At 61.2% G+C, this 26,943-nt stretch carries 27 protein-coding genes; 13 read left to right on the top strand and 14 right to left on the bottom strand.

Features of this window, described 5'->3' with window-relative positions; translation table 11 throughout:
- The first annotated feature begins 126 nt into the window (after positions 1 to 126).
- Positions 127 to 1,470 carry an NADH:flavin oxidoreductase/NADH oxidase family protein gene (locus tag Q0478_RS14410; RefSeq protein ID WP_366914923.1) on the top strand — a complete coding sequence of 448 codons (1,344 nt, stop codon included), beginning with the start codon at positions 127 to 129 and terminating at the stop codon, positions 1,468 to 1,470.
- Here Q0478_RS14410 and ychF read toward each other — a convergent pair whose 3' ends face one another.
- A complete protein-coding gene (ychF, locus tag Q0478_RS14405) occupies positions 1,471 to 2,568 on the bottom strand; it encodes a redox-regulated ATPase YchF (protein ID WP_298680477.1) in 1,098 nt (365 codons plus the stop codon).
- Between the two features lie 184 nt (positions 2,569 to 2,752).
- On the opposite strand from ychF, the gene trpA reads away from it, so the two are divergent.
- Positions 2,753 to 3,544 (top strand): tryptophan synthase subunit alpha, encoded by a 792-nt coding sequence (gene trpA, locus Q0478_RS14400; RefSeq protein WP_298680475.1) that lies wholly within the window; start codon positions 2,753 to 2,755, stop codon positions 3,542 to 3,544.
- A gap of 21 nt (positions 3,545 to 3,565) precedes the next feature.
- Here the strand turns inward: trpA and Q0478_RS14395 are convergent, their stop codons facing one another.
- Complete coding sequence (locus tag Q0478_RS14395) at positions 3,566 to 4,942, bottom strand: response regulator (RefSeq protein ID WP_298680473.1); 1,377 nt, start codon at positions 4,940 to 4,942, stop codon at positions 3,566 to 3,568.
- Between the two features lie 2 nt (positions 4,943 to 4,944).
- Positions 4,945 to 5,493 (bottom strand): heme NO-binding domain-containing protein, encoded by a 549-nt coding sequence (locus tag Q0478_RS14390; RefSeq protein ID WP_298680471.1) that lies wholly within the window; start codon positions 5,491 to 5,493, stop codon positions 4,945 to 4,947.
- Positions 5,494 to 5,626: 133 nt separating this feature from the next.
- Here Q0478_RS14390 and Q0478_RS14385 point away from each other — a divergent pair, with 133 nt between their 5' ends.
- From Q0478_RS14385 to Q0478_RS14375, 3 genes are all read left to right on the top strand, one after another.
- On the top strand, positions 5,627 to 6,793 hold the full coding sequence (locus Q0478_RS14385) for an alpha-hydroxy acid oxidase (protein ID WP_298680468.1): 1,167 nt from the start codon (positions 5,627 to 5,629) through the stop codon (positions 6,791 to 6,793).
- A 200-nt stretch (positions 6,794 to 6,993) separates the two neighbouring features.
- Complete coding sequence (locus tag Q0478_RS14380) at positions 6,994 to 7,614, top strand: hypothetical protein (protein WP_298680466.1); 621 nt, start codon at positions 6,994 to 6,996, stop codon at positions 7,612 to 7,614.
- Positions 7,615 to 7,722: 108 nt separating this feature from the next.
- Complete coding sequence (locus Q0478_RS14375) at positions 7,723 to 8,352, top strand: 50S ribosomal protein L25/general stress protein Ctc (RefSeq protein ID WP_298680464.1); 630 nt, start codon at positions 7,723 to 7,725, stop codon at positions 8,350 to 8,352.
- A 67-nt stretch (positions 8,353 to 8,419) separates the two neighbouring features.
- Here the strand turns inward: Q0478_RS14375 and Q0478_RS14370 are convergent, their stop codons facing one another.
- Complete coding sequence (locus Q0478_RS14370) at positions 8,420 to 9,094, bottom strand: FkbM family methyltransferase (protein WP_298680462.1); 675 nt, start codon at positions 9,092 to 9,094, stop codon at positions 8,420 to 8,422.
- Between the two features lie 90 nt (positions 9,095 to 9,184).
- Here Q0478_RS14370 and pth point away from each other — a divergent pair, with 90 nt between their 5' ends.
- The 3 genes from pth to Q0478_RS14355 all read left to right on the top strand — a co-directional run bounded on the left by pth (position 9,185) and on the right by Q0478_RS14355 (position 11,462).
- Positions 9,185 to 9,859: an aminoacyl-tRNA hydrolase gene (pth, locus tag Q0478_RS14365; RefSeq protein WP_298680460.1), complete on the top strand. Its 675-nt coding sequence runs from the start codon at positions 9,185 to 9,187 to the stop codon at positions 9,857 to 9,859.
- Between the two features lie 68 nt (positions 9,860 to 9,927).
- Positions 9,928 to 11,094 (top strand): serine hydrolase, encoded by a 1,167-nt coding sequence (locus Q0478_RS14360; RefSeq protein WP_298680458.1) that lies wholly within the window; start codon positions 9,928 to 9,930, stop codon positions 11,092 to 11,094.
- Positions 11,091 to 11,462 (top strand): DUF2237 domain-containing protein, encoded by a 372-nt coding sequence (locus Q0478_RS14355; protein WP_298680456.1) that lies wholly within the window; start codon positions 11,091 to 11,093, stop codon positions 11,460 to 11,462. The genes Q0478_RS14360 and Q0478_RS14355 overlap by 4 nt, the downstream gene beginning before the upstream one ends.
- Before the next feature lie 101 nt (positions 11,463 to 11,563).
- On the opposite strand, the gene trpB is transcribed toward Q0478_RS14355, so the two are convergent.
- The 6 genes from trpB to rpsA form a co-directional block, all read right to left on the bottom strand.
- The gene (gene trpB, locus Q0478_RS14350) at positions 11,564 to 12,814 is read right to left on the bottom strand and encodes a tryptophan synthase subunit beta (protein ID WP_298680454.1); all 1,251 of its coding nucleotides are present in this window, start codon (positions 12,812 to 12,814) and stop codon (positions 11,564 to 11,566) included.
- Positions 12,815 to 12,894: 80 nt separating this feature from the next.
- The gene (locus Q0478_RS14345; RefSeq protein WP_298680452.1) at positions 12,895 to 13,755 is read right to left on the bottom strand and encodes a PHB depolymerase family esterase; all 861 of its coding nucleotides are present in this window, start codon (positions 13,753 to 13,755) and stop codon (positions 12,895 to 12,897) included.
- On the bottom strand, positions 13,752 to 14,393 hold the full coding sequence (locus Q0478_RS14340; RefSeq protein ID WP_298680450.1) for a phosphoribosylanthranilate isomerase: 642 nt from the start codon (positions 14,391 to 14,393) through the stop codon (positions 13,752 to 13,754). Before Q0478_RS14340 ends, Q0478_RS14345 begins: the two co-directional genes overlap by 4 nt.
- Before the next feature lie 71 nt (positions 14,394 to 14,464).
- The gene (locus Q0478_RS14335; protein ID WP_298680448.1) at positions 14,465 to 14,824 is read right to left on the bottom strand and encodes a LapA family protein; all 360 of its coding nucleotides are present in this window, start codon (positions 14,822 to 14,824) and stop codon (positions 14,465 to 14,467) included.
- 3 nt (positions 14,825 to 14,827) lie between these two features.
- Positions 14,828 to 15,109, bottom strand: a complete 282-nt coding sequence (gene ihfB / locus Q0478_RS14330; protein ID WP_298680446.1) for an integration host factor subunit beta — start codon at positions 15,107 to 15,109, stop codon at positions 14,828 to 14,830.
- A 274-nt stretch (positions 15,110 to 15,383) separates the two neighbouring features.
- Complete coding sequence (gene rpsA, locus Q0478_RS14325) at positions 15,384 to 17,075, bottom strand: 30S ribosomal protein S1 (protein ID WP_298680444.1); 1,692 nt, start codon at positions 17,073 to 17,075, stop codon at positions 15,384 to 15,386.
- A 408-nt stretch (positions 17,076 to 17,483) separates the two neighbouring features.
- Between rpsA and Q0478_RS14320 the strand changes: the two genes are divergently transcribed.
- Together Q0478_RS14320 and Q0478_RS14315 are read left to right on the top strand one after the other, a co-directional pair.
- Positions 17,484 to 19,226, top strand: coding sequence for a carbamoyltransferase C-terminal domain-containing protein (locus tag Q0478_RS14320; RefSeq protein WP_298680442.1), 1,743 nt, complete (start codon positions 17,484 to 17,486; stop codon positions 19,224 to 19,226).
- A complete protein-coding gene (locus Q0478_RS14315) occupies positions 19,223 to 20,083 on the top strand; it encodes a polysaccharide deacetylase family protein (protein WP_298680440.1) in 861 nt (286 codons plus the stop codon). Before Q0478_RS14320 ends, Q0478_RS14315 begins: the two co-directional genes overlap by 4 nt.
- Positions 20,084 to 20,202: 119 nt before the next feature.
- Here the strand turns inward: Q0478_RS14315 and Q0478_RS14310 are convergent, their stop codons facing one another.
- The 4 genes from Q0478_RS14310 to Q0478_RS14295 all read right to left on the bottom strand — a co-directional run bounded on the left by Q0478_RS14310 (position 20,203) and on the right by Q0478_RS14295 (position 24,119).
- On the bottom strand, positions 20,203 to 21,201 hold the full coding sequence (locus tag Q0478_RS14310) for an aldo/keto reductase (RefSeq protein ID WP_298680438.1): 999 nt from the start codon (positions 21,199 to 21,201) through the stop codon (positions 20,203 to 20,205).
- On the bottom strand, positions 21,198 to 21,806 hold the full coding sequence (gene cmk / locus Q0478_RS14305; protein WP_298680436.1) for a (d)CMP kinase: 609 nt from the start codon (positions 21,804 to 21,806) through the stop codon (positions 21,198 to 21,200). The genes Q0478_RS14310 and cmk overlap by 4 nt, the downstream gene beginning before the upstream one ends.
- Before the next feature lie 2 nt (positions 21,807 to 21,808).
- The gene (gene aroA, locus Q0478_RS14300) at positions 21,809 to 23,155 is read right to left on the bottom strand and encodes a 3-phosphoshikimate 1-carboxyvinyltransferase (RefSeq protein ID WP_298680434.1); all 1,347 of its coding nucleotides are present in this window, start codon (positions 23,153 to 23,155) and stop codon (positions 21,809 to 21,811) included.
- Positions 23,156 to 23,243: 88 nt separating this feature from the next.
- Positions 23,244 to 24,119 (bottom strand): hypothetical protein, encoded by an 876-nt coding sequence (locus Q0478_RS14295; RefSeq protein ID WP_298680432.1) that lies wholly within the window; start codon positions 24,117 to 24,119, stop codon positions 23,244 to 23,246.
- Between the two features lie 107 nt (positions 24,120 to 24,226).
- Here Q0478_RS14295 and miaB point away from each other — a divergent pair, with 107 nt between their 5' ends.
- The 3 genes from miaB (at position 24,227) to Q0478_RS14280 (ending at position 26,751) form a co-directional block, all read left to right on the top strand.
- Complete coding sequence (miaB, locus tag Q0478_RS14290; RefSeq protein WP_298680430.1) at positions 24,227 to 25,549, top strand: tRNA (N6-isopentenyl adenosine(37)-C2)-methylthiotransferase MiaB; 1,323 nt, start codon at positions 24,227 to 24,229, stop codon at positions 25,547 to 25,549.
- Between the two features lie 331 nt (positions 25,550 to 25,880).
- Positions 25,881 to 26,387, top strand: a complete 507-nt coding sequence (locus Q0478_RS14285) for an OmpA family protein (RefSeq protein WP_298680485.1) — start codon at positions 25,881 to 25,883, stop codon at positions 26,385 to 26,387.
- Positions 26,388 to 26,400: 13 nt separating this feature from the next.
- Positions 26,401 to 26,751: a hypothetical protein gene (locus Q0478_RS14280; RefSeq protein WP_298680428.1), complete on the top strand. Its 351-nt coding sequence runs from the start codon at positions 26,401 to 26,403 to the stop codon at positions 26,749 to 26,751.
- Positions 26,752 to 26,943: the final 192 nt, after the last annotated feature.

Below are 26,943 nucleotides of genomic sequence, written 5' to 3'. Positions count from 1 at the left end.
GGCTTAGAACCCTCGAGACCCTTGCGGGCCTACGCCCGTAGCAGGGGAGCGCCGTCGACCACTCGGCCACGTCTCCGTCGACCCGTTTAAGGAAGCGTGCAGGCGGGGACAAGGCCAAATTGACCTATGTGGTGCGAAAAGACTATGTCCTTGGGACGGCCGGATTTCGCTTTGCCGAAAGGACCACCACTAATGCCCTCTTCCCCACTCGCGACACCTTTGGACCTGCCATGCGGCGTGCAGCTGGCAAACCGCATCGGCAAAAGTGCCATGACCGAAGCCTTGGCGGGGCCGGACGATGCGCCCAATGCCGCACATGACGCCCTTTACTCGCGATGGTCAAAAGGAGGCATGGCGGTGCTGGTAACAGGCAATGTGATGATCGACCGCCGATATCTGGAACGACCTGGCAATGTGGTAGTTGAAGACAGACGTGACCTTGAAGCGCTCAGAACCTGGGCCACGGCTGCCAAATCGGGGGGTAGCCACGTCTGGATGCAGATCAGTCATCCAGGACGTCAGTGCCCCATCGTCGTCAACACCAAACCCCTGTCCCCGTCGGCAGAAAAGCTCCGTATTCTTGGCCTTTTCGGCAAACCACAGGAAATGACCGAAGACAAAATCGAGGATGCGATCCAACGCTATGCGACAACGGCGCAGATCGCACAGGAGGCCGGGTTCGACGGCGTTCAGATCCATTCAGCCCATGGCTATCTCATCAGCCAGTTCCTGTCGCCCATCACCAACAGGCGCAGCGATCAATGGGGAGGATCAGTCGAAAACCGGGCGCGGTTTCTGCGGCGGGTCTTTGCTGCGGTACGCGCAGCTGTGGGGCCAGGCTTTCCGGTAGCGGTCAAACTGAACTCAGCCGATTTTCAAAAAGGCGGGTTCAGTCTTGAAGACAGCACGCGTGTGGCAGCGTGGCTCGAGGAAGACGGGATCGACTTGATTGAACTCTCCGGCGGCACCTATGAGCAGATGAGTTTCGTGAACGGCACAGACGAAACCGAACAGCGTGACAGCACCCGAAGACGAGAAGCATATTTCCTCGAATATGCGCGTGAGGTGCGCAAGGCGGTGAAAGCACCGATCATGGTAACTGGCGGGTTTCGCAGTGCCGACGCGATGGAGCAGGCACTTGGTGAAGACGGAATCGAAATGATCGGCCTCGCGCGGCCACTCTGCATTGATCCTGATGCAGCGGGGAAACTGATCGACGGGACAAAGCGCCAGATCGGTATTGACGAAGCCGGGCTGATGCTGGGCACCGGATCGCTTGGCGCAAATACCAGGAACTGGTTCGTCAACTTGATGAACACGGTCTCCAGCGTTGAATATTACGCGTGGCAGATGACCCGCATGTCACGCGGTGAGCCACCGCAGACCATCCACCGAAACAGCACGGTTGGCAACTTCCTGTGGTATTTGACGGCCACAACCTACAAAGGATTGCGATGCAAATTCCGCTGATCAGGTGTTGAACAAGAAGTGCAAGACGTCGCCATCCTTGACGATGTAGCTTTTGCCTTCCGCACGCATCTTGCCCGCCTCTTTCGCCGGGTTTTCACCACCAAGCGACACGTAATCGTCATAGGCGATGGTTTCGGCGCGGATAAAGCCCTTTTCGAAGTCTCCGTGGATCACGCCAGCGGCCTGGGGCGCTGCTGTGCCCTCGCGAATGGTCCAGGCGCGCGCCTCTTTGGGGCCGACCGTGAAATAGGTTTCCAGATGCAAGAGCGCATAGCCCGCGCGGATGAGACGGTCGAGCCCTGCCTCTGCCAGGCCCATTTCGTCCAGAAACATGGCCGCTTCTTCATCATCAAGCTGGCTGATCTCTTCCTCGATCTGGGCAGAAATCACCACAGCCCCCGCGCCTTGCGCTGCCGCCATGGCCGCAACCGCCTCAGAATGCGCATTGCCTGTGGCGGCGCTGGCCTCATCAACATTGCACACATAGAGTATTTTCTTGGAAGTCAGCAGCTGAAGCCCTTTCCAGGCCTTTGCATCTTCGGCGTCCACCTCAACAAGGCGCGCCGGTTTGCCCTCTTCCAGCATCGCCTGTGCCGCGGCCAGAAGCCGGTCTTGTTGCACCGCTTCCTTGTCGTTGCCTTTGAGCTTGCGCACCAGCCCTGCGCGGCGCTTCTCCACGCTTTCCAGGTCGGCCAGCATCAACTCGGTCTCGATCACATCGGCATCTTCAACCGGGTTCACGCGGCCTTCCACATGGGTCACATCACCGTCTTCAAAACAGCGCAACACATGGGCAATGGCATCCACCTCACGGATATTGGCCAGAAACTGGTTGCCCAGGCCTTCCCCCTTGCTCGCACCTTTGACAAGGCCGGCGATGTCCACAAATGTCATGCGGGCCGGGATGATCGTTTTGGAGCTGGCAATCGTGGCCAGCTTGCTTAGCCGCGCATCGGGCACATTGACCTCGCCAACGTTCGGCTCGATCGTGCAAAACGGAAAATTCGCCGCCTGCGCTGCGGCTGTCTTTGTCAGCGCGTTAAACAAGGTTGATTTGCCCACATTCGGCAAACCGACAATTCCCATCTTAAAGCCCATGGCCGCACCTTTCGCTTTTCGCTTCTTGCGCCTCATAAGCTGTCACCTGCTGGGCTGCAACACCTGCTGAAGCCCGGCGGATCAATATTGCCCGCAATACAGCCCAAAACCGGCGCCCCACCATGGGCTATTGATTTTCCTGAAAGGATTGGGCACATCACCCCAAGACAAAGAGGAAATATTCATGAGCCGTATCGCCGCCAAATTCGCCAGCCTTCGTGCCGAGGGCAAAAAAGCCTTTGTCTCCTACATCATGGCAGGTGATCCGGATGAAGAAACCTCGCTGGCCGTGCTCAAAGGGCTGCCAAGCGCAGGGGTGGATATCATCGAGCTGGGGCTGCCGTTCACCGACCCTATGGCAGATGGGCCCACCATCCAGCTGGCCGGGCAGCGCGCGCTCGAAGGCGGTATGACCCTCAAGAAAACACTCGCCATGGCGGCCGCGTTTCGCAAAGAAGACAACGTCACCCCGATTGTCCTCATGGGATATTACAACCCGATCTACTCCCATGGCGTGGAGCGCTTTCTCGCCGATGCCAAATCTGCCGGGGTTGATGGGCTGATTGTGGTGGATCTGCCCCCCGAAGAGGACAGCGAGCTCTGCCTGCCCGCACAGGCCGCCGGAATTGATTTCATCCGCCTCGCAACCCCCACAACAGACGATGCCCGCCTGCCAAAGGTTTTGCAAAACACCTCGGGCTTTGTTTATTATGTGTCCATCACCGGCATCACCGGCGCAGCCGAGGCCCAGGCCACGGATGTTGCTCCGGAAGTGGCGCGGATCAAAGCCAAGACAGATCTCCCGGTGATTGTCGGCTTTGGTGTCAAGACGCCAGAACAGTCCCAATCTATCGCGGCGGTTGCTGATGGCACGGTTGTCGGCTCTGCGATTGTCGAGCGCATTGCGCGGGGTGAAACCGTTGCGCAGGTGCTGGCCTTCGTCAAATCTCTTTCCGACGGGGCCCACCGGGCTTAACGGCGCCTCTTCAGCGCCGCGTCACTGCGCAGCAACCAAAAACGAGCCAATAACCCGCACAAGCTCGGAGCGCCCGACGGGCTTGGCCACATGCGCGTCCAGACCGGCTTCCAGATAGTCGTTCACCTGATGGGACATGGCATTGGCGGTGAGCGCAACAATCGGCACACGGGCCTCTGAGCGCTCCACCGCTTCCTCACGGATGCGCAGCGCCGCCGCAATCCCGCCCATCACCGGCATGTTGATATCCATCAAAATGAGGTCCGGCTTGCGCCGTCGCCAGAGATCAACCGCCTTGGCACCGTCCTCTGCCTCGATGACGGTTACCTCATAGCGCTTGAGATATTGCGCCACCACCTTGCGGTTGACCGCGCTGTCATCCACCACAAGGATACACCACTGACCCCGCCGCAAAAGGGCCTCCGCACTGTCCAGATCGGCGCAATTGGCCCGCTGGGAAGGCGGATCAGCCATGGCAAAACGCACCTGAAATTCCGCCACGGTGCCCCGCCCCTCCTCTCCATCCAGCGTGATGGCGCCCTCCATCATATGACACAGCCGCCGGCAGATTGTCAGCCCAAGGCCACTGCCGCCGAACAGATGCGCAATCTTGGGGTCGGCCTGGGCAAAAGGCTTGAAAAGGCGCGCGCGGGCATAATCGCTCATGCCAATGCCCGTATCTTCCACCCGCACCTCCAACCGCAAGACACCGCCACCCTCTTTGGCAACCTTGGCTTGCAAAAGCACCGTGCCGTGGGCGGTAAACTTGATCGCATTGGACAGCACATTGCCAAACACCTGCCGCAAACGAAATTCATCGCCCGTCAGCCAGCACTCACAGCTCTTTTCGGCATCAAACATCAGCGTCAGCCCCTTGGCTGCCGCACTCAGGCCAAAATGCTGCTTGAGGCTCTTCAACACATTGGGCAGATAAAACGGGGCCGGGCTCAACTCAAGCTGGCCCGCTTCAATCTTGCTGATGTCCAGAATGTCGTTGACCACCGTGCGCAGCAGCGTGCCGGACTCCTTCATCGCCTGTAACAGGTCGCGCTGCTCGCTTGAAAGCGGCGTGCCCTCCATCGCGCTCATCATGCCCAGAACCCCATGCAGCGGCGTGCGGATTTCATGGCTCATCGAGGCCAGAAAGTTTGATTTGGCCTCATTGGCCGTTTCCGCGCGGGTGCGCGCCTTGGCCGCTTCCTCGGCCTCAGCGGTGCGCTCCAATACGGCACGCTCCAGGGCTTCGCGCTGCTCGGTCAGCCGCAGGTTTGTCTCGTAAAGCTCACGGCTCTTGGCCTCCAGAAGCTGTTCTGCCGTCCGCCGCGCCGAGCGCTCGCGCTCATAGCGGCGGCGCGCCACCGGGCCGCCCGATCCGGCCGTCTGCTCCTGATACCCCATGCTCAGGCCGCGTCCAGCCGGATATGAAATGTGACATGCGCACCCTCCTCCGGGTGATGATCCTCAATCGCAATCTCTCCTTCTTGTCCGAAGTGCGCAAGGCAGGCCTCGATCAACCCATAGCAAAAACACTGCAAAGGCCGTGAAGACCGATAGACCATGTCCATCTGCTGCCCAGAGAGGCGCTGCGCCTCAAACCGGGGCAGCTCAGCATCCGGGTAAAGCTTGCGCACCTCCAGATGCACCTCCCCGTCCACCGACTCCAGCATCTCAAAGGCACTCGCCTTATCGGCAAAGAACGCTGAAAAATTTTGCAAAAAATGCGCAAACATCCAATGGCCGAACTGCTTTTGCAAACTGCTCTGCGAGGCATCCAACCGCGCACTGAGCGCCCCGACAATCGCAAAAAGCTCGCCACAGCCGTAGCTCCCGACAGTGCTATATGCGCCGCCGCTCTCCAAGGCGAGACTGTCCAAAACCTCGTCGACCAGTTCTTCCCCCGCCGCCGCCTCCGCCATCCGGAGCAACTCGACAAAGACCAAACCCTTCATAGATGTCTCCTCACATTCCTCCCAAATTTAGACATCCAAGGTAAACCAATGCCTAACCCGCGCCAAAATGCGTTGTGAAGAGACATAAAAATTGGTAACCATTTCTAACCAATTTTAGACAAATGAGCCCCATATGCCTGTCATTACCCAGATTGACGACCTAAAGCGCCTCTACGCGCGCCGCACACCGCGCATGTTTTATGATTATTGCGAAAGTGGCAGCTGGACAGAGCAAACCTTCCGCGAGAACAGCTCGGATTTTGACAAGCTCTACCTGCGCCAGCGCGTGGCCATTGACATGGCGGGCCGCTCAACGGCCACCCAGATGATCGGACAGGATGTGTCCATGCCCGTGGCGCTGGCCCCCGTCGGCCTCACAGGGATGCAAAACGCCGATGGCGAGATCAAATCCGCCCGCGCCGCCGAAAAATTCGGCGTGCCCTTCACGCTTTCCACCATGTCAATCTGCTCCATAGAGGACGTGGCCGAAAACACCGAAAAACCCTTCTGGATGCAGGTCTACACGCTCAAGGATGATGATTTCATGCAGCGGCTCTTTGACCGCGCCAAAGCCGCCAAATGCTCCGCCGCGGTGATCACCGTGGATCTTCAGCTCCTCGGGCAGCGCCACAAAGATATCAAGAACGGCCTCTCCGCCCCGCCCAAACTGACCGCCAAATCTGTCGCCAATATGATGACCAAGGTGCACTGGGGCCTTGGGATGCTGGGCACCAAGCGGCGCTTTTTTGGCAATATTGTCGGTCATGCCAAGGGCGTGGAAGACGCCAGTTCGCTCACCACTTGGACAGCGGAGGCGTTTGATCAATCGCTTGATTGGGACCGGATTCGCGCCTTCCGCAAGATGTGGGATGGTCCGCTGATCATCAAAGGCATCATGGATGCCCGCGACGCGCGTGAGGCGCTTAACGTGGGCGCTGATGCGATCATTGTCTCCAACCACGGGGGCCGCCAGCTGGACGGCGCGCTGAGCTCCATCCGCGCCCTGCCCGCCATCCTCGATGCTGTGGGCGACAAAATCGAAGTGCATATCGACAGCGGCATCCGCTCTGGGCAGGACGTGCTCAAAGCCATGGCCATGGGCGCAAAAGGCACCTACATAGGGCGCGCCTATATCTACGGGCTCGGCGCGATGGGCGAAGCCGGCGTGACCCGCGCGCTGGAGGTCCTCCACAAGGAGCTCGACACCTCCATGGCGCTCTGCGGCAAGACCGATATCACCGCTGTGGACCGTGACATCCTCATGATCCCGAAGGGCTTTGAAGGCGACTGGCAAGCCTGACAAAAGGGGTTTCACGCGCTGCGCGCGCGACCCGCTGGGGGCTGCGCCCCCAAAGGAATGACGGCGTCACAGCCAATCTGGCGGCCCCTGTTGTGGCCAAGCGCCACAGCCAAGAAGGTTGGGCGCGAAAAGAAAGGGTATTTTCACACCTTGCCTCTCAGCTTAAGCTGGGCGAACGAGCGGGAAAGGTGTGGTCACGCGTGCAAATTTTTTTCAAACAGAACCTGGCCCTTCTGGCTGTGCCCAAGACAGGCACAACCGCGCTGGAGGCGGCGTTGCGCGGCAAGGCTGACATCCTGTTCAAGGGGCGGCGCAAGCACATGTCTGCCGCTGCCTTTGACAGGGACTGCGCGCCCTTTCTGCGCAAGGCCTATGGCCTCACCCCCGAGCGCGTGGCAGTGATGCGCGACCCGCTCAACCATCTGCGCAGCTGGTATAAATACCGCAGCCGCAGCGCGCTTGACGGCAGCCCCAAATCCACCGCGGGCCTGGATTTTGAAACCTTTGTGCGAGATGCGCTGGAGCGCCCTTGCGCGGCTCATGCGAATGTGGGCACGCAACATAAGTTTCTCACACTCAAGACCGGCCAACCGCCCTTGCATCATCTGTTTGCCTATGAGGAGATGGGGGCGTTGCTGGCGTTCCTGCAAGCGCGTTTCGGACGGGAAATTGTGCTCAAAACCGCCAATGCCTCCCCCGCGCTTGACACCTCTCTCAGCCGAGAAACTGAAGCCCGCTTCAAAGCCGCCCGCGCGCCGGATTATGCACTCTATGAGCGCATCCGCGCGGCGGGTGGGCATTTGCAGCTGGAATACGGCTGAAAACTGCGCCAAACCCCTTGCCAATATGCCCTAACTGGGCTATCGCGCAGCCTTCACGCGGGGATACAGCCTTGGAGGATCCCCGCCCTAACTTATGGAGTATTCAATATGGCTGGACAGATCCCAGATCTTCACGCCGAGGCACGCACGGGGACAGGCAAGGGCGCCGCTCGTCAGGCACGCCGCGCCGGCATGGTTCCCGGAATCGTTTATGGGGGCGAAGCAGACCCGCTGCCCATCAACATTCCCTTCAACAAGCTCTTGAAAAAGCTTAAAGAAGGCCGCTTCCTCTCAACCCTGTTCAACCTCAAGGTTGAAGGTCAGGAAGATGTGCGCGTGATCTGCCGCAACGTGCAGCGCGACGTGGTCAAAGACCTGCCAACACATATCGACCTGCTGCGCCTGCGCCGCACCTCAAAGATCAACCTCTTCATCAACGTGGACTTCATCAACGAAGAAGAAGCCCCCGGAATCAAGAAAGGCGGCGTTCTGACAGTTGTGCGCCCCGAGGTTGAGCTCAATGTGACAGCTGGCGACATCCCTGAAAGCATCACAGTGGATCTGGCGGGCATGAATGTGGGCGATATCGTTCACATCTCTGACGTGACCCTGCCCGCAGGCGCAAAACCCACGATTGACCGTGATTTTGTGATCGCAAATATCTCTGCCCCCTCAAGCCTGCGCTCCGCAGGGGATGACGAGGACGAGGCAGACGCCGAAACCGCCGCAGAAGAATAACCTGCCGCGCAAAAGCCAACCGAAAAGCCCGCCTCTCAGTGAGCGCGGGCTTTTTTGTGCCTTTGGCTCACACCCGGCGCAGCGCCAGCAGCGTGCCGCGCGAGGCCACCGGATCGTAAGTCAGCCCGGAGAGTGACAGCATATCCATCATCTGTTTGATGGTCTTTGCGCTGTCATATTGCTTGGGGTGCAGTTCAAGCACCACCTGGCGCACAGAACGCGGCCAGGGTTTTGTGAACAGATATTGCTCAGCCCCTTCAATATCCATGATGACAAACCCGGGCTTGACCGCCTCCAAGAGCCCGTCAATCCGCAGTGCAGGCACCTGCACAACCCCGGCACCGCTGTCAGAGACACCGGCAATCCGCGAGGCCCAGAACTGGCGCGCCCGCGCAAAAGCGAGGGTTTCGCCCTCATAATCAGGGCCCACAACCGCACCGTGATGCAGGGTGATGGCCGCCTGCCCGTTGCGGGCGTGATTGTCGCGAATGGTGGCCAGCATATCTGGGTTGGCCTCAACCGAGGTGACATTTTGCGCTCCGGTGATCGCCGCCGCCAGGGCGCTGATATAGCCAAGCCCTGCGCCAAGTTCCAAAACCCGCATACCCGGCTTGAGCCGCAACAACACCGCGCGCGCCTCGCTGCCCTCATAGTCTCCCGAAGCCAGCTTACCGCGGATTTTTGCACTCAGCTGCGCTTCCGGGCAGGTCAACTGCACACCATTTAACTCAAAACGTTCCAACCCACACTCCTGCACCGTGAACAGCCTCTTTGGTTGAAACTTAGGGCGCAGATGCCGTAAGCACAATGCACAGCAGCGAAGGATGCGCCCATGCAGATTTTTGTCGGTCTCGGAAACCCGGGGGCCAAATATGCACAGAACAGGCACAACATCGGCTTCATGGCACTGGACGAAATTGCCCGAGATCACGGGTTTGGCCCCTGGAAAAAAGGGTTCCAAGCCCTTGTGAGCGAGGGGCGCTTTGGCTCTGAGAAGGTTCTGCTGCTCAAGCCGGAAACCTTCATGAACCTCTCCGGCCAATCGGTTGGCGAGGCCATGCGCTTTTACAAACTCACCCCCGAGGATGTGACGGTCTTTCACGACGAACTCGACCTCGCCCCCGGCAAATGCCGCGTGAAGCAAGGCGGCGGCCACGCAGGCCACAATGGCCTGCGCTCGATCCACGCCCATATCGGCCCCGACTACCAGCGCATCCGCCTCGGCATCGGCCATCCGGGCCACAAAGACGCTGTCTCGCGCTATGTGCTCGCAGACTTTGCCAAGGCCGAGGCCGGCTGGCTCGATGACGTGCTGCGCGGGATTGCAGAGGGTGCGCCCGCGCTGGCCGCAGGCGATGCGCCGCGCTTCATGAATGCCGTCGCCCTGCGCGCGCAGCCCCCGCGCGAAAAGCCCGCCAAAGCCATGCCAACACCCCCCGCGCCAGCCCAGCCAGCAGAGGCAGACAGCCGCTCGCCCATGCAAAAGCTCATGGACAAATTCAAGTAACCCCCCGCGCCCCCGTTGCCTTGTGCGCAGCACTCATGCATCCTAGCGCCAAGGCAACAGGAGATACCATGCGCACATTCGGAAAATGGCTTGGCCGCATCTTGCTTTTGCTCGTCCTCATCGGGGCGGCGCTCTATTTGGGAAAGCGCGAGGAAATCACCCGCGTAATGGCCGTCAATTCGCTCTTCTCGGCTGACAAGATCGTGCACAACTTCTCCCATATGGACAGCATGTTCCTCTCCAAGCCGGTCTCCCGCGGCGATGGGCCCGTGTCCGAGCTGGTCATCGGCCAGCCGCTTGCGCTGCCGGATACATTTGAAACATGGGCCCTCGAGCGCGCCGTAACCGGCGTTGTGGTGCTCAAGGACGGGCTTCTGCGCCACGAGGCCTATTATCTCGGCACAGGGCCGGATGATCTGCGCATCTCCTGGTCGGTGGCCAAATCCTACCTCTCCGCCCTCCTCGGCGTGCTGCTGCAAGAAGGGGCCATCGACAGCCTGACAGACCCTGTCACGCAATATGCCCCCGCACTTGCCGGCAGCGCCTATGACGGCGCGACCATCGAGGATGTGCTGCAAATGGAGAGCGGCGTGCGCTTTAACGAGGACTACCTCGACTTCTGGTCCGATATCAACAAGATGGGCCGGGTACTGGCCTTCGGGCAGTCGATGGATGGCTTCGCCGCAGCGCTGACAGAAAAAGACGCCGCCCCCGGCACGGCCTGGCAATATGTCTCGATCGACACCCATGTGCTCTCGATGGTCATCCGCGGCGCAACGGGGCGCAACATCCCCGATCTGCTCTCTGAGCACATCATCACCCCGCTCGGGCTTGAGCAAAGCCCTTACTATGTCACAGATGGCCAAGGGGTGGCTTTTGTGCTGGGCGGGCTGAACCTGAGCACCCGCGACTACGCCCGCTTTGGCCAGATGATCTTGCAAAACGGCCGCTCGGGGGGGCGGCAAATTGTCCCCGCTGCCTGGATTGCCCAAAGCACCCGCCCCTCGGCCAAGACAGCGCCCGGCAACACCCAATATGGCTACCAGTGGTGGATCCCTCCGGATGCCGCGCCGGGCGAGTTTCTGGCGCGCGGCGTCTATGGGCAATATATCTATATCAATCAGCCCCTGGGCACAGTGATTGCCGCAAACGCCGCAGACAGGCGTTTTCGCGAGACCGGTGTTTTTACGTCCAATGTGGCCATGTTTCGCGCCCTCGCGAGGGCAGCCCAATGACACCGGAACCCGCAATCAATGTTCTGGGCGGGCCGCTGGACAGCTGCTCAACAGCGCCGCTCACCGGCTATTTCCGGGATGGCAGCTGCAACACCTGCGCCGCCGATACCGGCAGCCACACCGTCTGCGCGGTGATGACGCAAGAGTTCCTCGCCTTCTCGAAATATGTCGGCAACGACCTCTCCACGCCGCGCCCGGATTTCGGCTTTGCCGGCCTCAAGGCTGGCGACAGCTGGTGCCTCTGTGCCGCGCGGTTTTTGCAGGCTCATGACGAAGGCTGCGCCCCGAAAGTGCATCTGCAAGCCACCCATATCCGTGCGCTGGAAATTGTGCCGCTCAGGGTTTTGAAAGACCATGCTTTGGGCTGAGGCATTTCGAATTTGCTTCGCAAATCCGATCCGTGAGGGGGCTTTGCCCCCTCACACTCCCCCAGGATATTTTCAGAAAGAAAAAAGACGAAAGGGCCGCCTCAGTCGAGCTCGCGCCCTTCTGTGTCGGACATGTCGAACCCGAGGTGCTTGGCAACGGTGAAGATGTCCTTGTCGCCACGGCCGCACATGTTCATCACGAGGATATGGTCGCGCGGGAGATCGGGGGCGATCTTCATCACATGCGCCAGTGCATGGCTCGGCTCCAGCGCCGGGATGATCCCCTCCATCGCGCAGGAGAGCTGGAAGGCTTCCAACGCTTCGCGATCGGTGATGCTGACATATTGCGCGCGGCCCGTGTCATGCAGCCAGCTGTGCTCTGGGCCGATGCCGGGGTAATCAAGCCCCGCCGAGATCGAGAAGCCCTCAAGGATCTGGCCGTCATCGTCTTGCAACAGATAGGTGCGGTTGCCGTGCAGCACGCCGGGGCGCCCGCCGGTGAGGCTTGCGCAATGCTCCATCTTCTCGTTCACACCCTTGCCGCCGGCTTCCACGCCGATGATGTTGACGCTCGCATCGTCCAGAAACGGGTAGAACAGCCCCATTGCATTGGAGCCACCGCCGATGGCGGCGATCAGCGTATCGGGCAGGCGCCCCGCACCCTCCTGCTCGGCAAGCTGCCAGCGCACTTCCTTGCCGATGATGCTCTGAAAATCGCGCACCATCGCGGGGTAAGGGTGTGGCCCCGCCACCGTGCCGATACAGTAGAATGTGTCGCGCACATTGGTCACCCAGTCGCGCAGCGCATCGTTCATGGCGTCTTTGAGGGTGCCGCGACCGGAGGTGACAGGAATAACCTCGGCCCCCAACAGGCGCATCCGGAAGACATTGGGCGCCTGGCGCTCAACATCGTGCTGGCCCATGTAGACCACACATTGCAGGCCGAACTTGGCACAGACCGTCGCCGTGGCCACACCGTGTTGGCCTGCGCCTGTCTCGGCGATGATGCGCTTCTTGCCCATGCGGCGCGCCAGCAGGATCTGGCCCAGCACGTTGTTGATCTTATGTGCGCCGGTGTGGTTGAGCTCGTCGCGTTTGAGGTAAATCTTGGCCCCACCGAGATGTTCTGTCAGCCGTTCGGCAAAATAGAGCGGGCTGGGGCGGCCCACATAATGCGCCCAGAGATCATCCATCTCGGCCCAGAAGCTGTCATCGGTCTTGGCCTTTTCATATTCGGCCTCAAGCTCCAGAATAAGCGGCATCAGCGTTTCGGACACGAAGCGCCCGCCAAACTCACCGAAGCGGCCGTTTTCATCTGGTCCGTTCATAAACGAATTAAAGAGATCATCCATCTGTTTGCTCCAGTCCCTGTTGCTCAGGATGTAGCCCATGCCTGCACAGGGGTAAACAGCGATCGCATGTTTATCGTGGCTCAGGGCCGCGCGCGGGTGAAAAAATCAAACATCAGCGCAGCGGCATCGGCGCGCCCGTGATGGCCTGCGGGCCAGTCGTGCCACATTCCCTCCAGGGTCACGAGCTCCGCCGCAAGGCTGCCATCGGCGCGCAGGTAGCTCAAACGCTGCGCATCGGAATAGAGCTGGCTCTGGCGCGCGCTCACCGCCCCGTTCCAGGCAGCCCAACGCCAGAGCACCTGCCCGGCCTCGGGCGCACCGCCCCAGCCCTCCATATCTTCGGCTGTGCCCCTGGGCGAGACAACGTCATCCGCCGTGCCAAACACATGCAACACAGGCACAGGCGCCTGGGGCTTGCAGCTCTTCCAATCCGCGCCACTCATCGTGCCCATCACGCTGGCACCGGCGGCAAAAACCCCCTGTGTCTGGCACAAAAGCGTATAGACCATATAGCCACCGTTGGACTCCCCGGCCACGAAAACCCTTGCAGGATCAAACCCATGGCTCGGCACCAGATGCGCCACCAAAGCGCTCAAATACCCCACATCATCGCGCCGCGAGAGCTTCATATTGGCATTCCAATGGGCGCGGCCCGTCTTGTCTTTGAGCGCCTGCGGATAGACGACAGCCATACCGCGCGCGCGCGCCTCAGCGTCAATGTTTGACTCGCGCCGCAAAAGCCGGCCACTGCCATCATACCCGTGCAACATCACAAGGAGCGGCGGCGCGACACCCTCTTGACGCGGCGGCACAAAGAGCTGGTAGGCATGGCGCTCGCCCGCATAGCGCACATGGTGGGTCTCGCCGTCTCTGGCCAAAGCCAGCGCCGCGAGCCCAAGGAGCGCCACACAGATCACTGCGGCCAGACGCCGGCCTCTCAATCGCGTGCCGCCCGGACAAAATCAGCTATCTTGCCCGCGTCTTTCACACCGGCAGCGCTTTCAACTCCTGACGAGACATCAACCTGGCGCGCGCCTGTCATGCGCACCGCCGCGGCCACATTCGCCGCTGTCAGCCCCCCGGCCAGCATCCAGGGTTTGCGCCAGTATTTGCGCCCCGACAGAAGCCGCCAATCAAAGGACAGCCCGTTGCCCCCCGGCAAATCGGCCCCCTTGGGGGGCTTGGCATCAATCAACAGCTGGTCGGCCACCTCTTCATAGAGCGCGATCTGCGCCATATCGTCGGCGCCAGCCACCCCGATCGCCTTCATCACAGGCAGCCCGTAGCGGGCCCGCAGGTGCGCCACATGCTCTGGGCTCTCATGGCCATGCAGCTGAAGCATGTCCAAGGGCACATCCTCGACAATCTGGTCCAGCAGGGTTTCTTCTGCATCCACCACAAGCGCCACCTTGGCCAACCCCACCGGGGCCGCAAGCGCCAACGCCCGAGCCGTCGGCACAGACACATTGCGCGGTGACTTGGGAAAAAAGACAAACCCCGCATACTGCGCGCCAGCCGCGGCCACGGCGGCCACGTCCTCAGGCCGTGTCAGCCCACATATCTTGACCCGAATATCCATTGTGGCCTCTCACATTCTTGGATGGCGCGCGGCCACGGCCCGCCGCCGTTGTCCGGCGTGTTGCTTGCGTGTCAGCCTGTTTTTTCCAGCAAAGCCAGAACCTCATCAGCCTCGCTTGCAGGGGCGGCAGGCGCGCCCTTGGCCTCTTTGAGTGCGGCCTCAAGCTTGCGCACTTCGCCCCGGCGGCGCGCGGCCTCGGCGCGGTGCTTGTGCTCACGCAGCCACTCCCAGACAAAGCCCATCAGCAGACCCGCGAGGATCCCGACAAAAATCACCAAAAACAGCGGCAGCTCAATCGCAAAGGAGAGCCCCAAAGCTTGCTCAAGCCCAGTGGGCAGCGCTGTCAGTGTCACCATTTGGGCATTGGCAAGCGCCAGAGTGATCAAACAGACGGCCAAAACAGCCAAAAACAGGTATCTGACAAAACGCATCTGTTATTTTCCGTTCAGCCTGTCGCGCAACAGCTTGCCGGTTTTGAAAAACGGCACATGCTTCTCTTCCACCTGCACAGCTTCGCCCGTGCGCGGATTGCGGCCGGTGCGCGCATCGCGTTTCTTGACAGAAAAGGCACCAAACCCGCGCAGCTCAACCCGGTCGCCACGCGACATGGCGTTGATAATTTCATCAAATATCGTATTCACAATGCGTTCTACATCGCGCTGAAAGAGATGCGGATTGTCTTCTGCAATTTTCTGAACAAGTTCCGAGCGGATCATGTGAATGTATCTCCCCAAGTCGAATTCTTAATTATATCTGACCAAGACTATAGAAGAAAATTTGCCTTGAGGAACCTCTAAGCAAGCCACAATTGTGCAAAAACAGAAGTGAAATCAGGGCTCTTGCCGCAATTCTGGGCAACAAGCCGCCTGCTGCAACGCAGCACCGGGGCAAACAGCAGACTTAGCCCTGCGCCGAGGCCAGCGCGATTCGGGCAAAAGAAAAGGCCCCGCAACCTGCGCTGCGGGGCCTTCTGTCTGCTCGGGGGTCGGCTCAGTCTTCAGACTTGAGCGCCGCACCCAGAATATCGCCCAGCGAAGCACCGCTGTCTGAGGAGCCATACTGCTCCACGGCTTCTTTCTCTTCCGCGATTTCACGCGCCTTGATCGAGAGGCCCAGACGGCGGGTTTTCGCGTCAACGTTGGTCACGCGCACATCCACCTTGTCACCGACAGAGAAACGCTCGGGGCGCTGCTCGGCACGGTCACGCGAGAGGTCGGAGCGGCGGATGAAGCTTTTCATGCCTTCATACACAACTTCAACGCCACCATCTTCAATCGACGTCACTTCAACAGTGATGATGCTGCCACGCTTCGTGCCACCCACGGCTTCGGCAAACTTGTCGCCGCCAAGGCCCTTGATGGAGAGCGAAATGCGCTCTTTCTCAACGTCAACTTCCGAGACAACCGCCTGAACCATATCGCCTTTGCGGTAGTTCTGGATCGCGTCTTCGCCGCGCTCATCCCAGGAGATGTCAGACAGGTGGACCATGCCGTCGATATCACCGTCCAGCCCGACAAACAGGCCGAATTCGGTGATGTTCTTGACTTCACCTTCCACTTCCGTGCCCTCAGGATGCGTTTCCGCAAAGACTTCCCATGGGTTGCGCTGTGTCTGCTTGAGGCCAAGCGATACGCGGCGCTTCGCACCGTCGATCTCCAGAACCATGACTTCAACTTCCTGCGAAGTTGAAACGATCTTGCCGGGGTGGACGTTCTTCTTCGTCCAGGACATTTCAGAAACGTGCACAAGCCCCTCAACACCGGCTTCCAGCTCAACAAATGCGCCGTAATCGGTGATGTTGGTCACGCGGCCCATGTGAACAGACTCAAGCGGATACTTGGCCGCAACCAGATCCCATGGGTCGTCCTGAAGCTGCTTCATGCCAAGGCTGATGCGGTGCGTCTCTTTGTTGATCTTGATGACCTGAACCTTCACAGTTTCCCCGATTGTGAGGATCTCTGAAGGATGGTTCACACGGCGCCAGGCCATGTCTGTGACGTGCAGCAGGCCGTCGACGCCACCAAGGTCCACAAAGGCCCCGTATTCGGTGATGTTCTTGACCACACCATCCACGCTGTCGCCCTCGGCCAGATTGCCAATGACTTCGGCGCGCTGTTCGGCGCGGCTTTCTTCCAGAATCGCGCGGCGCGACACAACGATGTTGCCCCGGCGACGGTCCATCTTGAGGATCTGGAAAGGCTGCTTGAGGCCCATGAGCGGGCCCGCGTCGCGCACAGGGCGCACATCAACTTGCGAGCCGGGCAGGAAGGCCACGGCGCCGCCGAGGTCAACCGTGAAGCCGCCTTTGACACGGCCAAAGATCGCGCCATCCACGCGCTCTTCGTCGGCATAGGCTTTTTCCAGACGGTCCCAGGCTTCTTCGCGGCGCGCCATCTCACGCGAGATAACAGCTTCGCCACGGGCGTTCTCTGCCGAGCGCAGGAAGACTTCCACTTCATCGCCAACGGCGAGTTCGGCTTCTTCCCCTGGGTTTGCGAATTCTTTCAGATCAACGCGGCCTTCCATTTTGTAGCCGACGTCGATGATGGCTTGGCCCGCTTCAATCGCGATCACCTTGCCTTTGACAACAGACCCCTCTTCGGGCGTGTCCATTTCGAAGCTTTCGTTCAAAAGCGCTTCAAAGTCTTCCATAGATACGTTGTGAGCCATGTGGCGTTTCATTCCTTTTAAGTGTTTCTGGCCGCGCGGTTGTCTCCGCCGGTCTCTTGGGTTTCGGCCCGCCAAAAGCGGACACTCTCTAGTTGGTCAGCGCAGCCCCGCAGCGTTCAAAACAAAGAGGGCCGGAGTGTCCGACCCTGCTTTCCTCTGCCCTGCGGTTGATCCGCCTTGTTCGACAGGCGCGCGTATATAACGCTCCCGCTCCAAGCGCAAGCCTCATTGCACCCAAAGCCCACAAAGACAGGCGCCTGCGCCCGCCTCACCGCCCCAAGCCCGGCCACTTCGGGCGTTGTGAAACCCACCGGCCAATGTTAACTTTGCCGGTGGCGGCGCGCGGTGCCTTCTGCGCGGCGCGTGTAGCCGCCCGTGTAGCCGCCGGATAGTCGGCAGTGTAACTGTGAAAGCCTGTTTGTGTATACCCTTGGCCTTGCCACCATGGACAATTCCGCCGCCGCGCTGATGAAAGACGGCGTCCTGCTCGCCGCCGTGGAAAACGAGCGCCTGAGCCGCATAAAGAACGACGGCCACTTCCCCTTTGACGCCATCGACGAGGTTCTGCGCATCGCGGGCATCAGCTTTGGCGATATCGGCCTGATCGCGCTCTACTGGCAGCCCTGGCGGCTGCGCACCCGCACCTTTGGCACGCTCGCCAAAATGCTGCACGCGCCCTCGCGGGCTGCGGCCCCTGCGGCCAGAGCTCTCCAGCTCTTTCGCCACTCGGCCAGCGCCGCCCCCACCGGCTCCTGGGCCGATCTCTTCCGCCTGCGCCGCAAGCTTGCCAGCCGCTATGGCGCTTTCCCCGCCACGATCCGCTACTTTGACCACCACCTCACCCACCAGCTCTACGCCGAAGCCATGCGTGGCTGGGAGACATGCTTCTCGCTCAGCTATGATGGCGGCGGTGAAGATGCCTCCACCGTGCTCACCGCCGTGCAGAACGGCCGCCGCACAGAGCTGTCACGCCACCGCTGGCCCAACTCGCTGGGGCATTTCTACTCCGTCTTCACAGGCTATCTGGGCTTTCAGATGCTCGAAGGCGAATACAAGATGATGGGCCTCGCGCCCTATGGTACGCCGGTCTGGAAAGACGATATCCTGCGCCATATCCTGCGCCTGCGCAGCCCGGGCCGCTACCAGCTCAACACGCGGCTCGCCGACTATCACGATGCCCGCAAGGGGCGCTTTCACCCCCGCCTTGCGGCGCTCTTCTGCCCGCCCCGCGCACCGGATGAAGCGCCCACGCAAGATCACATCAACCTCGCCGCCTCCGTGCAGGCCGCCTATGAGGAAGCACTGGCCCATGTGCTCGCCCCGGCCCGCGCGCGCCACCCCGAAATCACCCGCCTCGTGCTCTCCGGCGGCTGTGCGCTCAATGTCACGGCCAATGGCGCGCTGCTTGCGCGCGGCCTCATGAGTGAGGTGTCCATCCCCCCCGCGCCCCATGATGCGGGCTGTGCCATAGGTGCCTGTCTCGCCGCGCTGCAAGGCACAGCTGTTGGGGCGCAAAGCGCCAATCTGCGCAGCCCTTACCTTGGCGCGCGCTTTGAGGAGGCCGATATCGCCGCCGCGCTGGAAGGCCATGTCACCAAGCTGCCCGCGCCCCTGCCCGCGCAGGCGCTGGCCGAGCGCACCGCAGAGCTGCTGGCCAGCGGCCAGCTCATCGCCTGGTTTCAGGGCGCCGCCGAATTCGGCCCGCGTGCCTTGGGCGCGCGCAGTTTTCTCGCCGATCCGCGCCATGACGCAATCCGCGACGCGCTCAATGACAAGATCAAAAAGCGCGAGCTCTTCCGCCCCTTCGCGCCTTCGGTCACAGAAGAGGCCGCCGCGCAGTTCTTCGAGCTTTCCCAGCCCAGCCCCTACATGAACATCGTCGCCCCCGTGCGCGCCGACAAACGCAGCCAGATCCCCGCCATCACCCATACCGATGGCTCCGCGCGCGTGCACAGCGTGAGACAGAGCGCCAACCCGCTCTATCACGCGCTGCTCACAGCCTTCGGTGCGCGCACCGGCGTGCCTGTCCTGCTCAACACAAGCTTCAACATTCAGGAACCCATCGTCTATTCTCCCGCCGATGCTCTGGCCACCTTCCGCGCCAGCGGCGTCGATGCTCTGGTGATCGGCCCCTATATCATCCCTCGAGAGCTGCTCACATGAGCAAACTCTTCCTCAGCATTGATTTTGAAGATTTTTCCCATGACCTCGGCCGCGATCTCGGCCTCTGGGAAACCCGCCCTCTGCGCATCGCGGCGCTCACACGCGCCTATGAGGCCATCGAGCGCTTCCTTCAGGCCCACGGCGGCGCGCGCGCCACCTTCTTCTGCACCGGCATCATCGCCGAACAAGCCCCAGAGCTCATCGCGCGCATCGCCGCTGAGGGCCATGAAATCGCCTGCCACCACCACTTTCACGACTGCATCGATCAAGAAACCCCCGAGGCTTTCGCCGCCAATCTGCAAAAAGCCCTCAGCGCCCTGCGCGCCGCCTCAGGCCAGCCCGTCACAGGCTTTCGCGCGCCCAAGTTCCGCATCCCGCAAAGCAGATCTGCGCATTACACCCTGCTCGCCAAGCATGTCGAATATGACAGCTCCTATCTGTGCAACTCCGCCGAAGCCGCGCGCCACTTCTCTGCCAGCCTCGCGCCTCCACTCAAAATTCTGCCCATTTTCGCCGCGCGCCCCAGAGCCTTGGCCCCCAAAATGCGCCTCGGCGGAACATACCTAAAGCTCTTTTCGCGCGCCACCGCCGCAAGGCTCATCAAGGCCAGCACACAGGCCGGCCTGGCGCCGCACATCTACCTGCACCCTTATGAGTTCGTGGCCGATCAAAGCTTCGCCCTCAGCCGCGCCGAGCTGGCCCCCCTCGGCCCCGCCCGCGCCGCCTATTGGCACGCCCGCCAATCCCAATGGCACAAGATCGGCAACCGCAGCCTGCCGCAAAAGCTCTCTGCCCTCCTGCAAAACCATACCCTCGGCGGCCGACTAGACGAAAACCTCACCCCCCTCGCCCTCTAAGTCTTTCTTATTGCCTTAAATATCCCGGGGGGTTGGGGGGGCTGGCCCCACAGTAAAAGTTGCGGTCTGGGGGCAGCGCCCCCAGAGGATCGGATTTTCGCGCAGCGAAAATTCGATCTCTAACAATACCGCTCAGGTCCAATCCACTGCGATTCGGAGTAGCGGTCCCCATGCGCCCAGCCGACAGGCAAAACCGCCTCGATCCGCGCCAGATCCTCGCTTGAAAGCGCAAGCGCCGCGCCCTGCAAACAGTCGTTCAAATGCGCCGCAGAGCGCGTGCCCGGAATCGGAATCACATGTTCGCCCTGTGCCAGCAGCCAGCCGTTCGCCAGCCCCGCCGCCGAAACGCCCATCTCCGCCGCCAGCGCACAAAACGCCTCAGCGGCACGCACATTGGCCTCGTAATTCGGGCTCATAAACCGCGGGTTGCCGCGCAGAAAGTCAAGCTTTTGCACCGCCTCAAGGCTCAGGGGGCGGTCCGTCAGCAAAGAGCGCCCCACGGGGCTGAAGGCCACCAGCGCCGTGCCAAGCTCTGCGCAGGTCTGCACCAGCCCCAGCTCCGGGCTGCGCGTGCTCAGCGAATACTCCGATTGCACCGCCGCCACATGCGCCACCTTCGCCGCGCGGCGCAGGCTGCTCGGCGCAATCTCCGAAAAGCCGAAGCCGCCCGCCTTGCCCGTCTTCACAATTTCGGCAAGCCCCTCCGTCACCTCTTCAATCGGCACATCAGGGTCACGGCGGTGGACATAGAACAACGCGACATGATCGACACCCATCCGTTGAAGCGATTTATCAAGTTCTGCCTCCAAGTGCTTGCGATCATTCCGGAAAACACGGTTGCCCGCATCATCCCGCGCAATCGAGGCCTTGGTGGCAATGACAAACTCCCGCTTCGCTTCGGGGTGGCGCGCAAGGTAGCTGCCAATCACCTCTTCGGAGCGCCCCATGCCGTAGATATTGGCCGTGTCCAGATGCGTCAGCCCGACACTGCGGCAGTGGTCCAGAATGGCGTGGCTTTCGGCCTCGCTGGTCGCGCCATAAAAGTCCGAGAAGGACATCGCGCCATAGCCCATAGCCGAAATCTCGGGGCCATCTCTGCCCAGCCTGCGTGTCTTCATGTCCTCGCCTCCTCAACCGCCGTTATCGCCGCTGCTACGGCCGCCTCGATGCTCATGCTTGAGGTGTCAATCAGCACCGCATCTTCTGCCGCCACCATCGGCGCTTGCGCGCGGCTCGCATCGCGCGCATCGCGCGCCTGCACATCGGCCAGCACGGCCTCAAAGCTGGTCGCATCCCCCCGCGCAAGCAGCTCGGCCAGTCGGCGCGCAGCGCGCACCTCAGCGCTCGCGGTGACAAAAAGCTTCGCCTGTGCATCCGGGCAAATCACCGTGCCAATATCGCGCCCATCCAGAACGGCTCCGCCCGCGCGGCGCGCAAAGGCGCGTTGAAAATCGACCAATGCCGCCCGCACCTCGCCAATCACCGCCACGCGGCTCGCCGCCTCGGCCACTTCAGCGCTGCGCAGGCTGGCGTTGTCCAGGTCCTCGGCCACAAGCGCGCGGGCCGCCTCGATCGGGTCAACGCCCGTCAGCACCTTCGCACCCACCGCGCGGTAAAGCAGCCCCGTGTCCAGATGCGCAAAGCCGAAATGCGCCGCAACAGCCTTGGAGATCGTGCCCTTACCCGCCGCCGCCGGCCCGTCAATCGCAATGGCAAAGCCCATGCTCACACCCGCTCGATCACGGCGCCAAGCCCGCCCATAAGGCTCTCGAAAATCGGGAAGGAGGTGGCAATCGGCCCGCCATCATCCACCTGCATGGGCTTTTCGCTTGCCATGCCCAGAATAAGGAAGGACATCGCAATCCGGTGATCGAGCCGGCTTTCCACCGTCACGCCGCCCGCCACATGGCCATGGCCGCGCCCCTCGACGATCCACCAGTCCTCGCCTTCCTCCACGCTCACTCCCGCCGCGCGCAGCCCCTTGGCCATCGCGTCAATGCGGTCGCTCTCCTTCACACGCAGCTCTTTCACGCCGCGCATCTCGGTGCGCCCCTCGGCAAAAGCGGCCACAACAGAGAGCACCGGATATTCGTCAATCATACTCGCCGCGCGCGCAGGCGGAACCTCTATCCCCTTCAGCTCGGGCGAAAAGCGGGCGCGCAAATCCGCGACAGGCTCGCCGCCCTCCTCGCGCAGGTTCTCATAGGTGAGGTCAGCCCCCATCTCCTGCAATGTGGTGAACAGCCCCGCGCGCGTCGGGTTAAGGCCGATGTTGGGCACAAACACATCCGAACCCTCGGTGATCAGAGCCGCACAGACAGGAAAGGCCGCCGAAGACGGATCGCGCGGCACGGTGATGTCCTGCGCCTTCAGCTCGGGCTGCCCCTCAAGGCGGATGAGCCGCCCCTCGGCGGTGTCCTCGGTCTCGAGGGTCGCGCCAAAGCCCGCCAGCATCCGTTCGGTATGGTCGCGCGTCGCTTCGCGCTCAATCACCTGTGTCTCGCCGCGCGCATTGAGCGCCGCCAAAAGCACCGCCGATTTCACCTGCGCACTCGGCACAGGCACCTCATAGCGCACAGGCGCGGCATCGGGCGCGCCCACAATGGTCATCGGCAAGCGCCCGCCGCGCCGCCCGTAAGCGCGCGCGCCAAAAAGCGCCAGCGGGTCTGTCACCCGCGCCATGGGCCGCCCGTTGAGCGAGACATCGCCCGTAAAGGTCGCCGTCATATCCGAAGTGGCCATCGCGCCCATGATCAGGCGCACACCGGTGCCCGAATTGCCGCAGTCAATCACGTGATCCGGCTCGCCAAAGCCGCCCACGCCCACGCCCTGCACCCGCCAGTTGCCGCTGCCAAGGTCTTCCACCTCGGCCCCAAAGGCGCGCATGGCGCGGCCCGTATCAAGCACATCCTGCCCCTCCAGAAGCCCGGTGATCCGGGTTTCTCCCAGCGCGAGCGCGCCCAGAATAAGCGCCCGGTGCGATATGGATTTATCGCCCGGCACATGCGCCTGCCCCGACAGGCCTGTGCTCTTACGTGAAAGCATTGGAAGTGCTGCGCCATGTGATGACATATTGGTCTGGTCCCCGCGAGTGTGTTCCCAGCGTTTTAGACGAGGCTCAAGCCAAGGTCCACCGCTCAAACAGGGGGCCGAACCGCTTCTAAAACCACTGGCCTGGTTCCATCAATCCCAGATCGAGCAGCTGGCGCGAATGCCACTCAAAGGGCACCGAATTGTGCCACTGGAAGGTCTCTATATCATAGGTCGAGCCAGGATTGCGCTTGAGCGCCTTGGCGGTGCGAAACGAGCACACCGCCGCCGTGAGATTGTTATGCCAGGGGCAGGCGTAGGTGTTATATTCCTCATCGTTGAAGGTAAAATCGGCGCGCAGCTCCAAGCCAGGCTTGGCCCGAAACAGCGAGACCCGGTCAATCTTGCGCCGCCGCAGGGGCACATGCTCCTCAAACCGCCAGCGCAAACCGCCAAAAAAATCAAGCTGGCGCTCCTTGGGGTGGTTGTGATTGGCCGCATCCGGGCGGGCGAGCGCATAATAGCCCGTGCGATCCAAAAACGCACTGTCCAGCGAAACCGCATTGGGGTGGCGCTCAAGATCGTCAGCATAAAGATCGATCACATAGGTCAGCAACGCGTCGCGGCGCTCTTCGGTGTGAAAGGCCAGCATCTCCCCCACGGCGCGCGTTTCGCAGAACGGATAAAAGAGATATTCCGCATTATAGCAAAAATAGAGCCATTGCCCCACCGCCCGCGGGATCAGCGCATTGATCGCCGGCAGCGCCCCCCCTTGGACACGCGCATCATAACAGACGCGCACCACCGTTTCCTCAAGGTCTGGCGCGAGGTCAAACTCCGGCGGCACAAAGCCGATCACCGTCTGAAAGCCCAGCTGTTGATGATGGCGCAGCGTGGTGTCAAGCTCCGCCCCGTCTTCGGCAAACACCAGCGCAACCGGCCCCTTGGCCAGCGCGCCTGCGCCCTCGGCGAGAAAACTCTTCAAACTCGTAAATGAACTCTGCATAAACCTCGGCCTTCTGTTGGCGCAGAATTGGGGAATTCTTCGTGCATTGCAAGTGGGCAGCATTTTCGCTAACCAACGCCCAAACCGCGCACTCAGGACAGATAGCCATGACCAGCCCCAAAAAGCTCTTCATCAAGACCTATGGTTGCCAGATGAATGTCTATGACAGCGAGCGCATGGCCGAGGCGCTCAAGGGCTACGAACAAACCGACACCCCTGATGATGCGGATATGATTCTGCTCAACACCTGCCACATCCGCGAAAAGGCCGCCGAAAAAGTCTATTCCGAGCTGGGCCGCTACAAACCGCTCAAAGAGGCCCGCCCTGATCTGAAAATCGGTGTCGCCGGCTGTGTGGCCCAAGCCGAAGGCGCCGAGATCATGCGCCGCCAGCCGATGGTCGATCTGGTCGTCGGCCCGCAAAGCTATCACCGCCTGCCCGAGCTTGAGGCCAAGGCCAGCGCCGGCGAAAAGGCGCTCGACACCGACTTCCCCATCGATGACAAATTCGAGCACCTCGCCGCCCGCCCCAAGGCCGCGCGCGGCCCCACGGCCTTTCTCACCGTTCAGGAGGGCTGCGACAAGTTCTGCGCCTTCTGCGTTGTGCCCTACACGCGCGGTGCCGAAGTCTCCCGCCCCGTGGCGCGCATCCTCACCGAAGCACGCGATCTGGTCGCGCGCGGCGTGCGCGAGATCACCCTCCTGGGCCAGAACGTCAACGCCTACCACGGCCTTGGTGAAACCGGCGCGGAAGCCACCCTTGCCCAGCTCATCTGGCAGCTCGATAAAATCGACGGGCTGGAGCGCATCCGCTTCACCACAAGCCACCCCAACGACATGACCGATGATCTCATCGAAGCCCACGGCACCTGCGCCAAGCTCATGCCCTACCTACATCTGCCCGTGCAGTCCGGCTCCGACAGGATCCTGAAACGGATGAACCGCAGCCACACCCGCGACAGCTACCTGCGCCTCATCGAGCGCATCCGCGCCGCTCGCCCCGATATTCTCATCTCCGGTGATTTCATTGTCGGCTTCCCCGAAGAGAGCGATCAGGACTTCGCCGACACCATGGATCTCATCCGCGAAGTGAACTACGGGCAGGCCTTTTCGTTCAAATATTCCCCCCGCCCCGGAACCCCCGCCGCCGAGCGCCCCGAGGTCGAGCCCGCCCTGGCCGACGCGCGCCTGCAAGAGCTGCAAGCGCTCATCGCCCAGCAGCAAAAGACGATCCAGGACAGCATGGTCGGGCGCGAGCTCGATGTGCTCTTTGAAAAACCCGGCAAGCTTGAAGGCCAGATGATGGGCAAAACCGGCTACCTTCACGCGGTCCATGTCAAGGATTGCCCCCTGCCGCGCGGCGCGATGGCACGGGTGCGCATTGTCCAGAGCGTGCGCAACTCCCTCGCCGGTGAGCTGATCACAGCCTGAGCCGCAAAACCCCAACGGCGCACAGCGGTGCCAAACCTTACGCTGGCCCTGCGCCCAGGGCCACAGCTGCGCCCTGCAGGCTTTCGCGGGACCGGCACAAAACCACCCAGACTGCGCATGAAATGAAAGTTACCCACAAGATATTGTGATTTCTCCACTTCACAAGCGCCGCAATCTTGCTAGACTGCCCCCGTAGACGAGTGTCAGAGCCTATGGCTGCCATACCATTTTATGGGCCTGATCGGGGGTAACAATTGTAAGGACATCTGCTGTGGCGAATTTGATTTCAAAATCAGTAACAAGCCTTGCTGCTTTTGCCATGGGCGCGGTGATGACAGTCAGCGCCGCCCAAGCACAAGACGCAACGCGCACTGTAACCGGCGAAAGATATGCGCCAACCATCTGGGTTGATCCAGACGGCTGTGAACATTGGGTCATGGACGACGGCTTTGAAGGCTATATGTCGCCACATACAACCCGCCAGGGCATTCCCGTCTGCCATCGCGGCGATGTGTGCGGCGTAATGAACTCCGACCAGTTCTTTGCCACCAACAGCTACAAGATCAGCGCGTCAGGCCGCGAAAGCCTCGCCGAGTTCTTCCGCACCGCCAAGGCCACGGCCTTCATCATTGCCGGCCACACCGACAGCCGCGCCTCTGACCAATACAACATGAAGCTCAGCTACAACCGCGCCAATGCGGTGGCCGCCGTGGCCAAATCTGCCGGAGCCAGAATCGCCGATGTGCGCGGCTATGGCGAGCGGATGCCCGTCGCCTCCAACAAGACAGCCGGCGGCATGAAGCAAAACCGCCGCGTTGAAATCATCTGTGTGCGCTAAAGGGAGCAAAACCATGCTTAACATCAAACTCGCAGCCATGCTCTCGGGTGCCCTGCTGATCACAGGGTGCAGCGAAGCCATGCTTGTCGGTCTCGGGGCCGAGGGCGGCCAAGGGCGCGTCAACACCGATAAAACCTTCGATTACGGCCAAGGCTCCGAAGAAGAGGAACACCTCTCCAACCTTGTCGCCGGCATCTGGGTTGATCCAAACGGCTGTGACCACTGGATCATTGACGACGGCATCGAAGGCTACCTCAGCCAGCGGCTTGACCCCTACGGCAAGCCTGTCTGCTCCGGAATTGCCCCGCCCAATACGGCCATCGGACCCTACAAAGGCGATCAAACCATCACCGACCCGCTCTAAGCGCATGTCCGGGAGAGGCCAAAAACGAGCCGGCCGCAGCGCAGCAAGCGCCGCGGCCTGAAAACGTTTGTAGCCCCCCCCGGATTGCCCCATAAGTGGGAGGACAGATACAGGCTTCAGGAGGTTCGCGTGAGCCCGTCAACACCGCCCCCCAGCGAAACATCGGCCCAGGCCGCCGCTCCCAAAGACCGC

The organism is uncultured Lentibacter sp. (assembly GCF_937123735.1).
In the GTDB taxonomy this organism is placed as follows: domain Bacteria; phylum Pseudomonadota; class Alphaproteobacteria; order Rhodobacterales; family Rhodobacteraceae; genus Lentibacter.
Note: the sequence above shows the minus strand (reverse complement) of the source record. Positions and strands in the feature narration are given on the sequence as shown.

What these genes read in the sequence shown, in the direction of transcription:
- Q0478_RS14360 (WP_298680458.1), top strand. Translation starts at nt 9,928, where the DNA reads ATGCGCACATTCGGAAAATGGCTTGGCCGCATCTTGCTTTTGCTCGTC.
- miaB (WP_298680430.1), top strand. Translation starts at nt 24,227, where the DNA reads ATGACCAGCCCCAAAAAGCTCTTCATCAAGACCTATGGTTGCCAGATG.
- Q0478_RS14335 (WP_298680448.1), bottom strand. Translation starts at nt 14,824, where the DNA reads ATGCGTTTTGTCAGATACCTGTTTTTGGCTGTTTTGGCCGTCTGTTTG.
- cmk (WP_298680436.1), bottom strand. Translation starts at nt 21,806, where the DNA reads ATGGGCTTTGCCATTGCGATTGACGGGCCGGCGGCGGCGGGTAAGGGC.
- Q0478_RS14310 (WP_298680438.1), bottom strand. Translation starts at nt 21,201, where the DNA reads ATGAAGACACGCAGGCTGGGCAGAGATGGCCCCGAGATTTCGGCTATG.
- trpA (WP_298680475.1), top strand. Translation starts at nt 2,753, where the DNA reads ATGAGCCGTATCGCCGCCAAATTCGCCAGCCTTCGTGCCGAGGGCAAA.
- Q0478_RS14295 (WP_298680432.1), bottom strand. Translation starts at nt 24,119, where the DNA reads ATGCAGAGTTCATTTACGAGTTTGAAGAGTTTTCTCGCCGAGGGCGCA.
- Q0478_RS14280 (WP_298680428.1), top strand. Translation starts at nt 26,401, where the DNA reads ATGCTTAACATCAAACTCGCAGCCATGCTCTCGGGTGCCCTGCTGATC.
- Q0478_RS14355 (WP_298680456.1), top strand. Translation starts at nt 11,091, where the DNA reads ATGACACCGGAACCCGCAATCAATGTTCTGGGCGGGCCGCTGGACAGC.
- rpsA (WP_298680444.1), bottom strand. Translation starts at nt 17,075, where the DNA reads ATGAAACGCCACATGGCTCACAACGTATCTATGGAAGACTTTGAAGCG.
- pth (WP_298680460.1), top strand. Translation starts at nt 9,185, where the DNA reads ATGCAGATTTTTGTCGGTCTCGGAAACCCGGGGGCCAAATATGCACAG.
- aroA (WP_298680434.1), bottom strand. Translation starts at nt 23,155, where the DNA reads ATGTCATCACATGGCGCAGCACTTCCAATGCTTTCACGTAAGAGCACA.
- Q0478_RS14390 (WP_298680471.1), bottom strand. Translation starts at nt 5,493, where the DNA reads ATGAAGGGTTTGGTCTTTGTCGAGTTGCTCCGGATGGCGGAGGCGGCG.
- Q0478_RS14315 (WP_298680440.1), top strand. Translation starts at nt 19,223, where the DNA reads ATGAGCAAACTCTTCCTCAGCATTGATTTTGAAGATTTTTCCCATGAC.
- ychF (WP_298680477.1), bottom strand. Translation starts at nt 2,568, where the DNA reads ATGGGCTTTAAGATGGGAATTGTCGGTTTGCCGAATGTGGGCAAATCA.
- Q0478_RS14385 (WP_298680468.1), top strand. Translation starts at nt 5,627, where the DNA reads ATGCCTGTCATTACCCAGATTGACGACCTAAAGCGCCTCTACGCGCGC.
- Q0478_RS14410 (WP_366914923.1), top strand. Translation starts at nt 127, where the DNA reads ATGTGGTGCGAAAAGACTATGTCCTTGGGACGGCCGGATTTCGCTTTG.
- Q0478_RS14395 (WP_298680473.1), bottom strand. Translation starts at nt 4,942, where the DNA reads ATGGGGTATCAGGAGCAGACGGCCGGATCGGGCGGCCCGGTGGCGCGC.
- ihfB (WP_298680446.1), bottom strand. Translation starts at nt 15,109, where the DNA reads ATGATCCGCTCGGAACTTGTTCAGAAAATTGCAGAAGACAATCCGCAT.
- Q0478_RS14375 (WP_298680464.1), top strand. Translation starts at nt 7,723, where the DNA reads ATGGCTGGACAGATCCCAGATCTTCACGCCGAGGCACGCACGGGGACA.
- Q0478_RS14340 (WP_298680450.1), bottom strand. Translation starts at nt 14,393, where the DNA reads ATGGATATTCGGGTCAAGATATGTGGGCTGACACGGCCTGAGGACGTG.
- Q0478_RS14285 (WP_298680485.1), top strand. Translation starts at nt 25,881, where the DNA reads ATGACAGTCAGCGCCGCCCAAGCACAAGACGCAACGCGCACTGTAACC.
- trpB (WP_298680454.1), bottom strand. Translation starts at nt 12,814, where the DNA reads ATGGATGATCTCTTTAATTCGTTTATGAACGGACCAGATGAAAACGGC.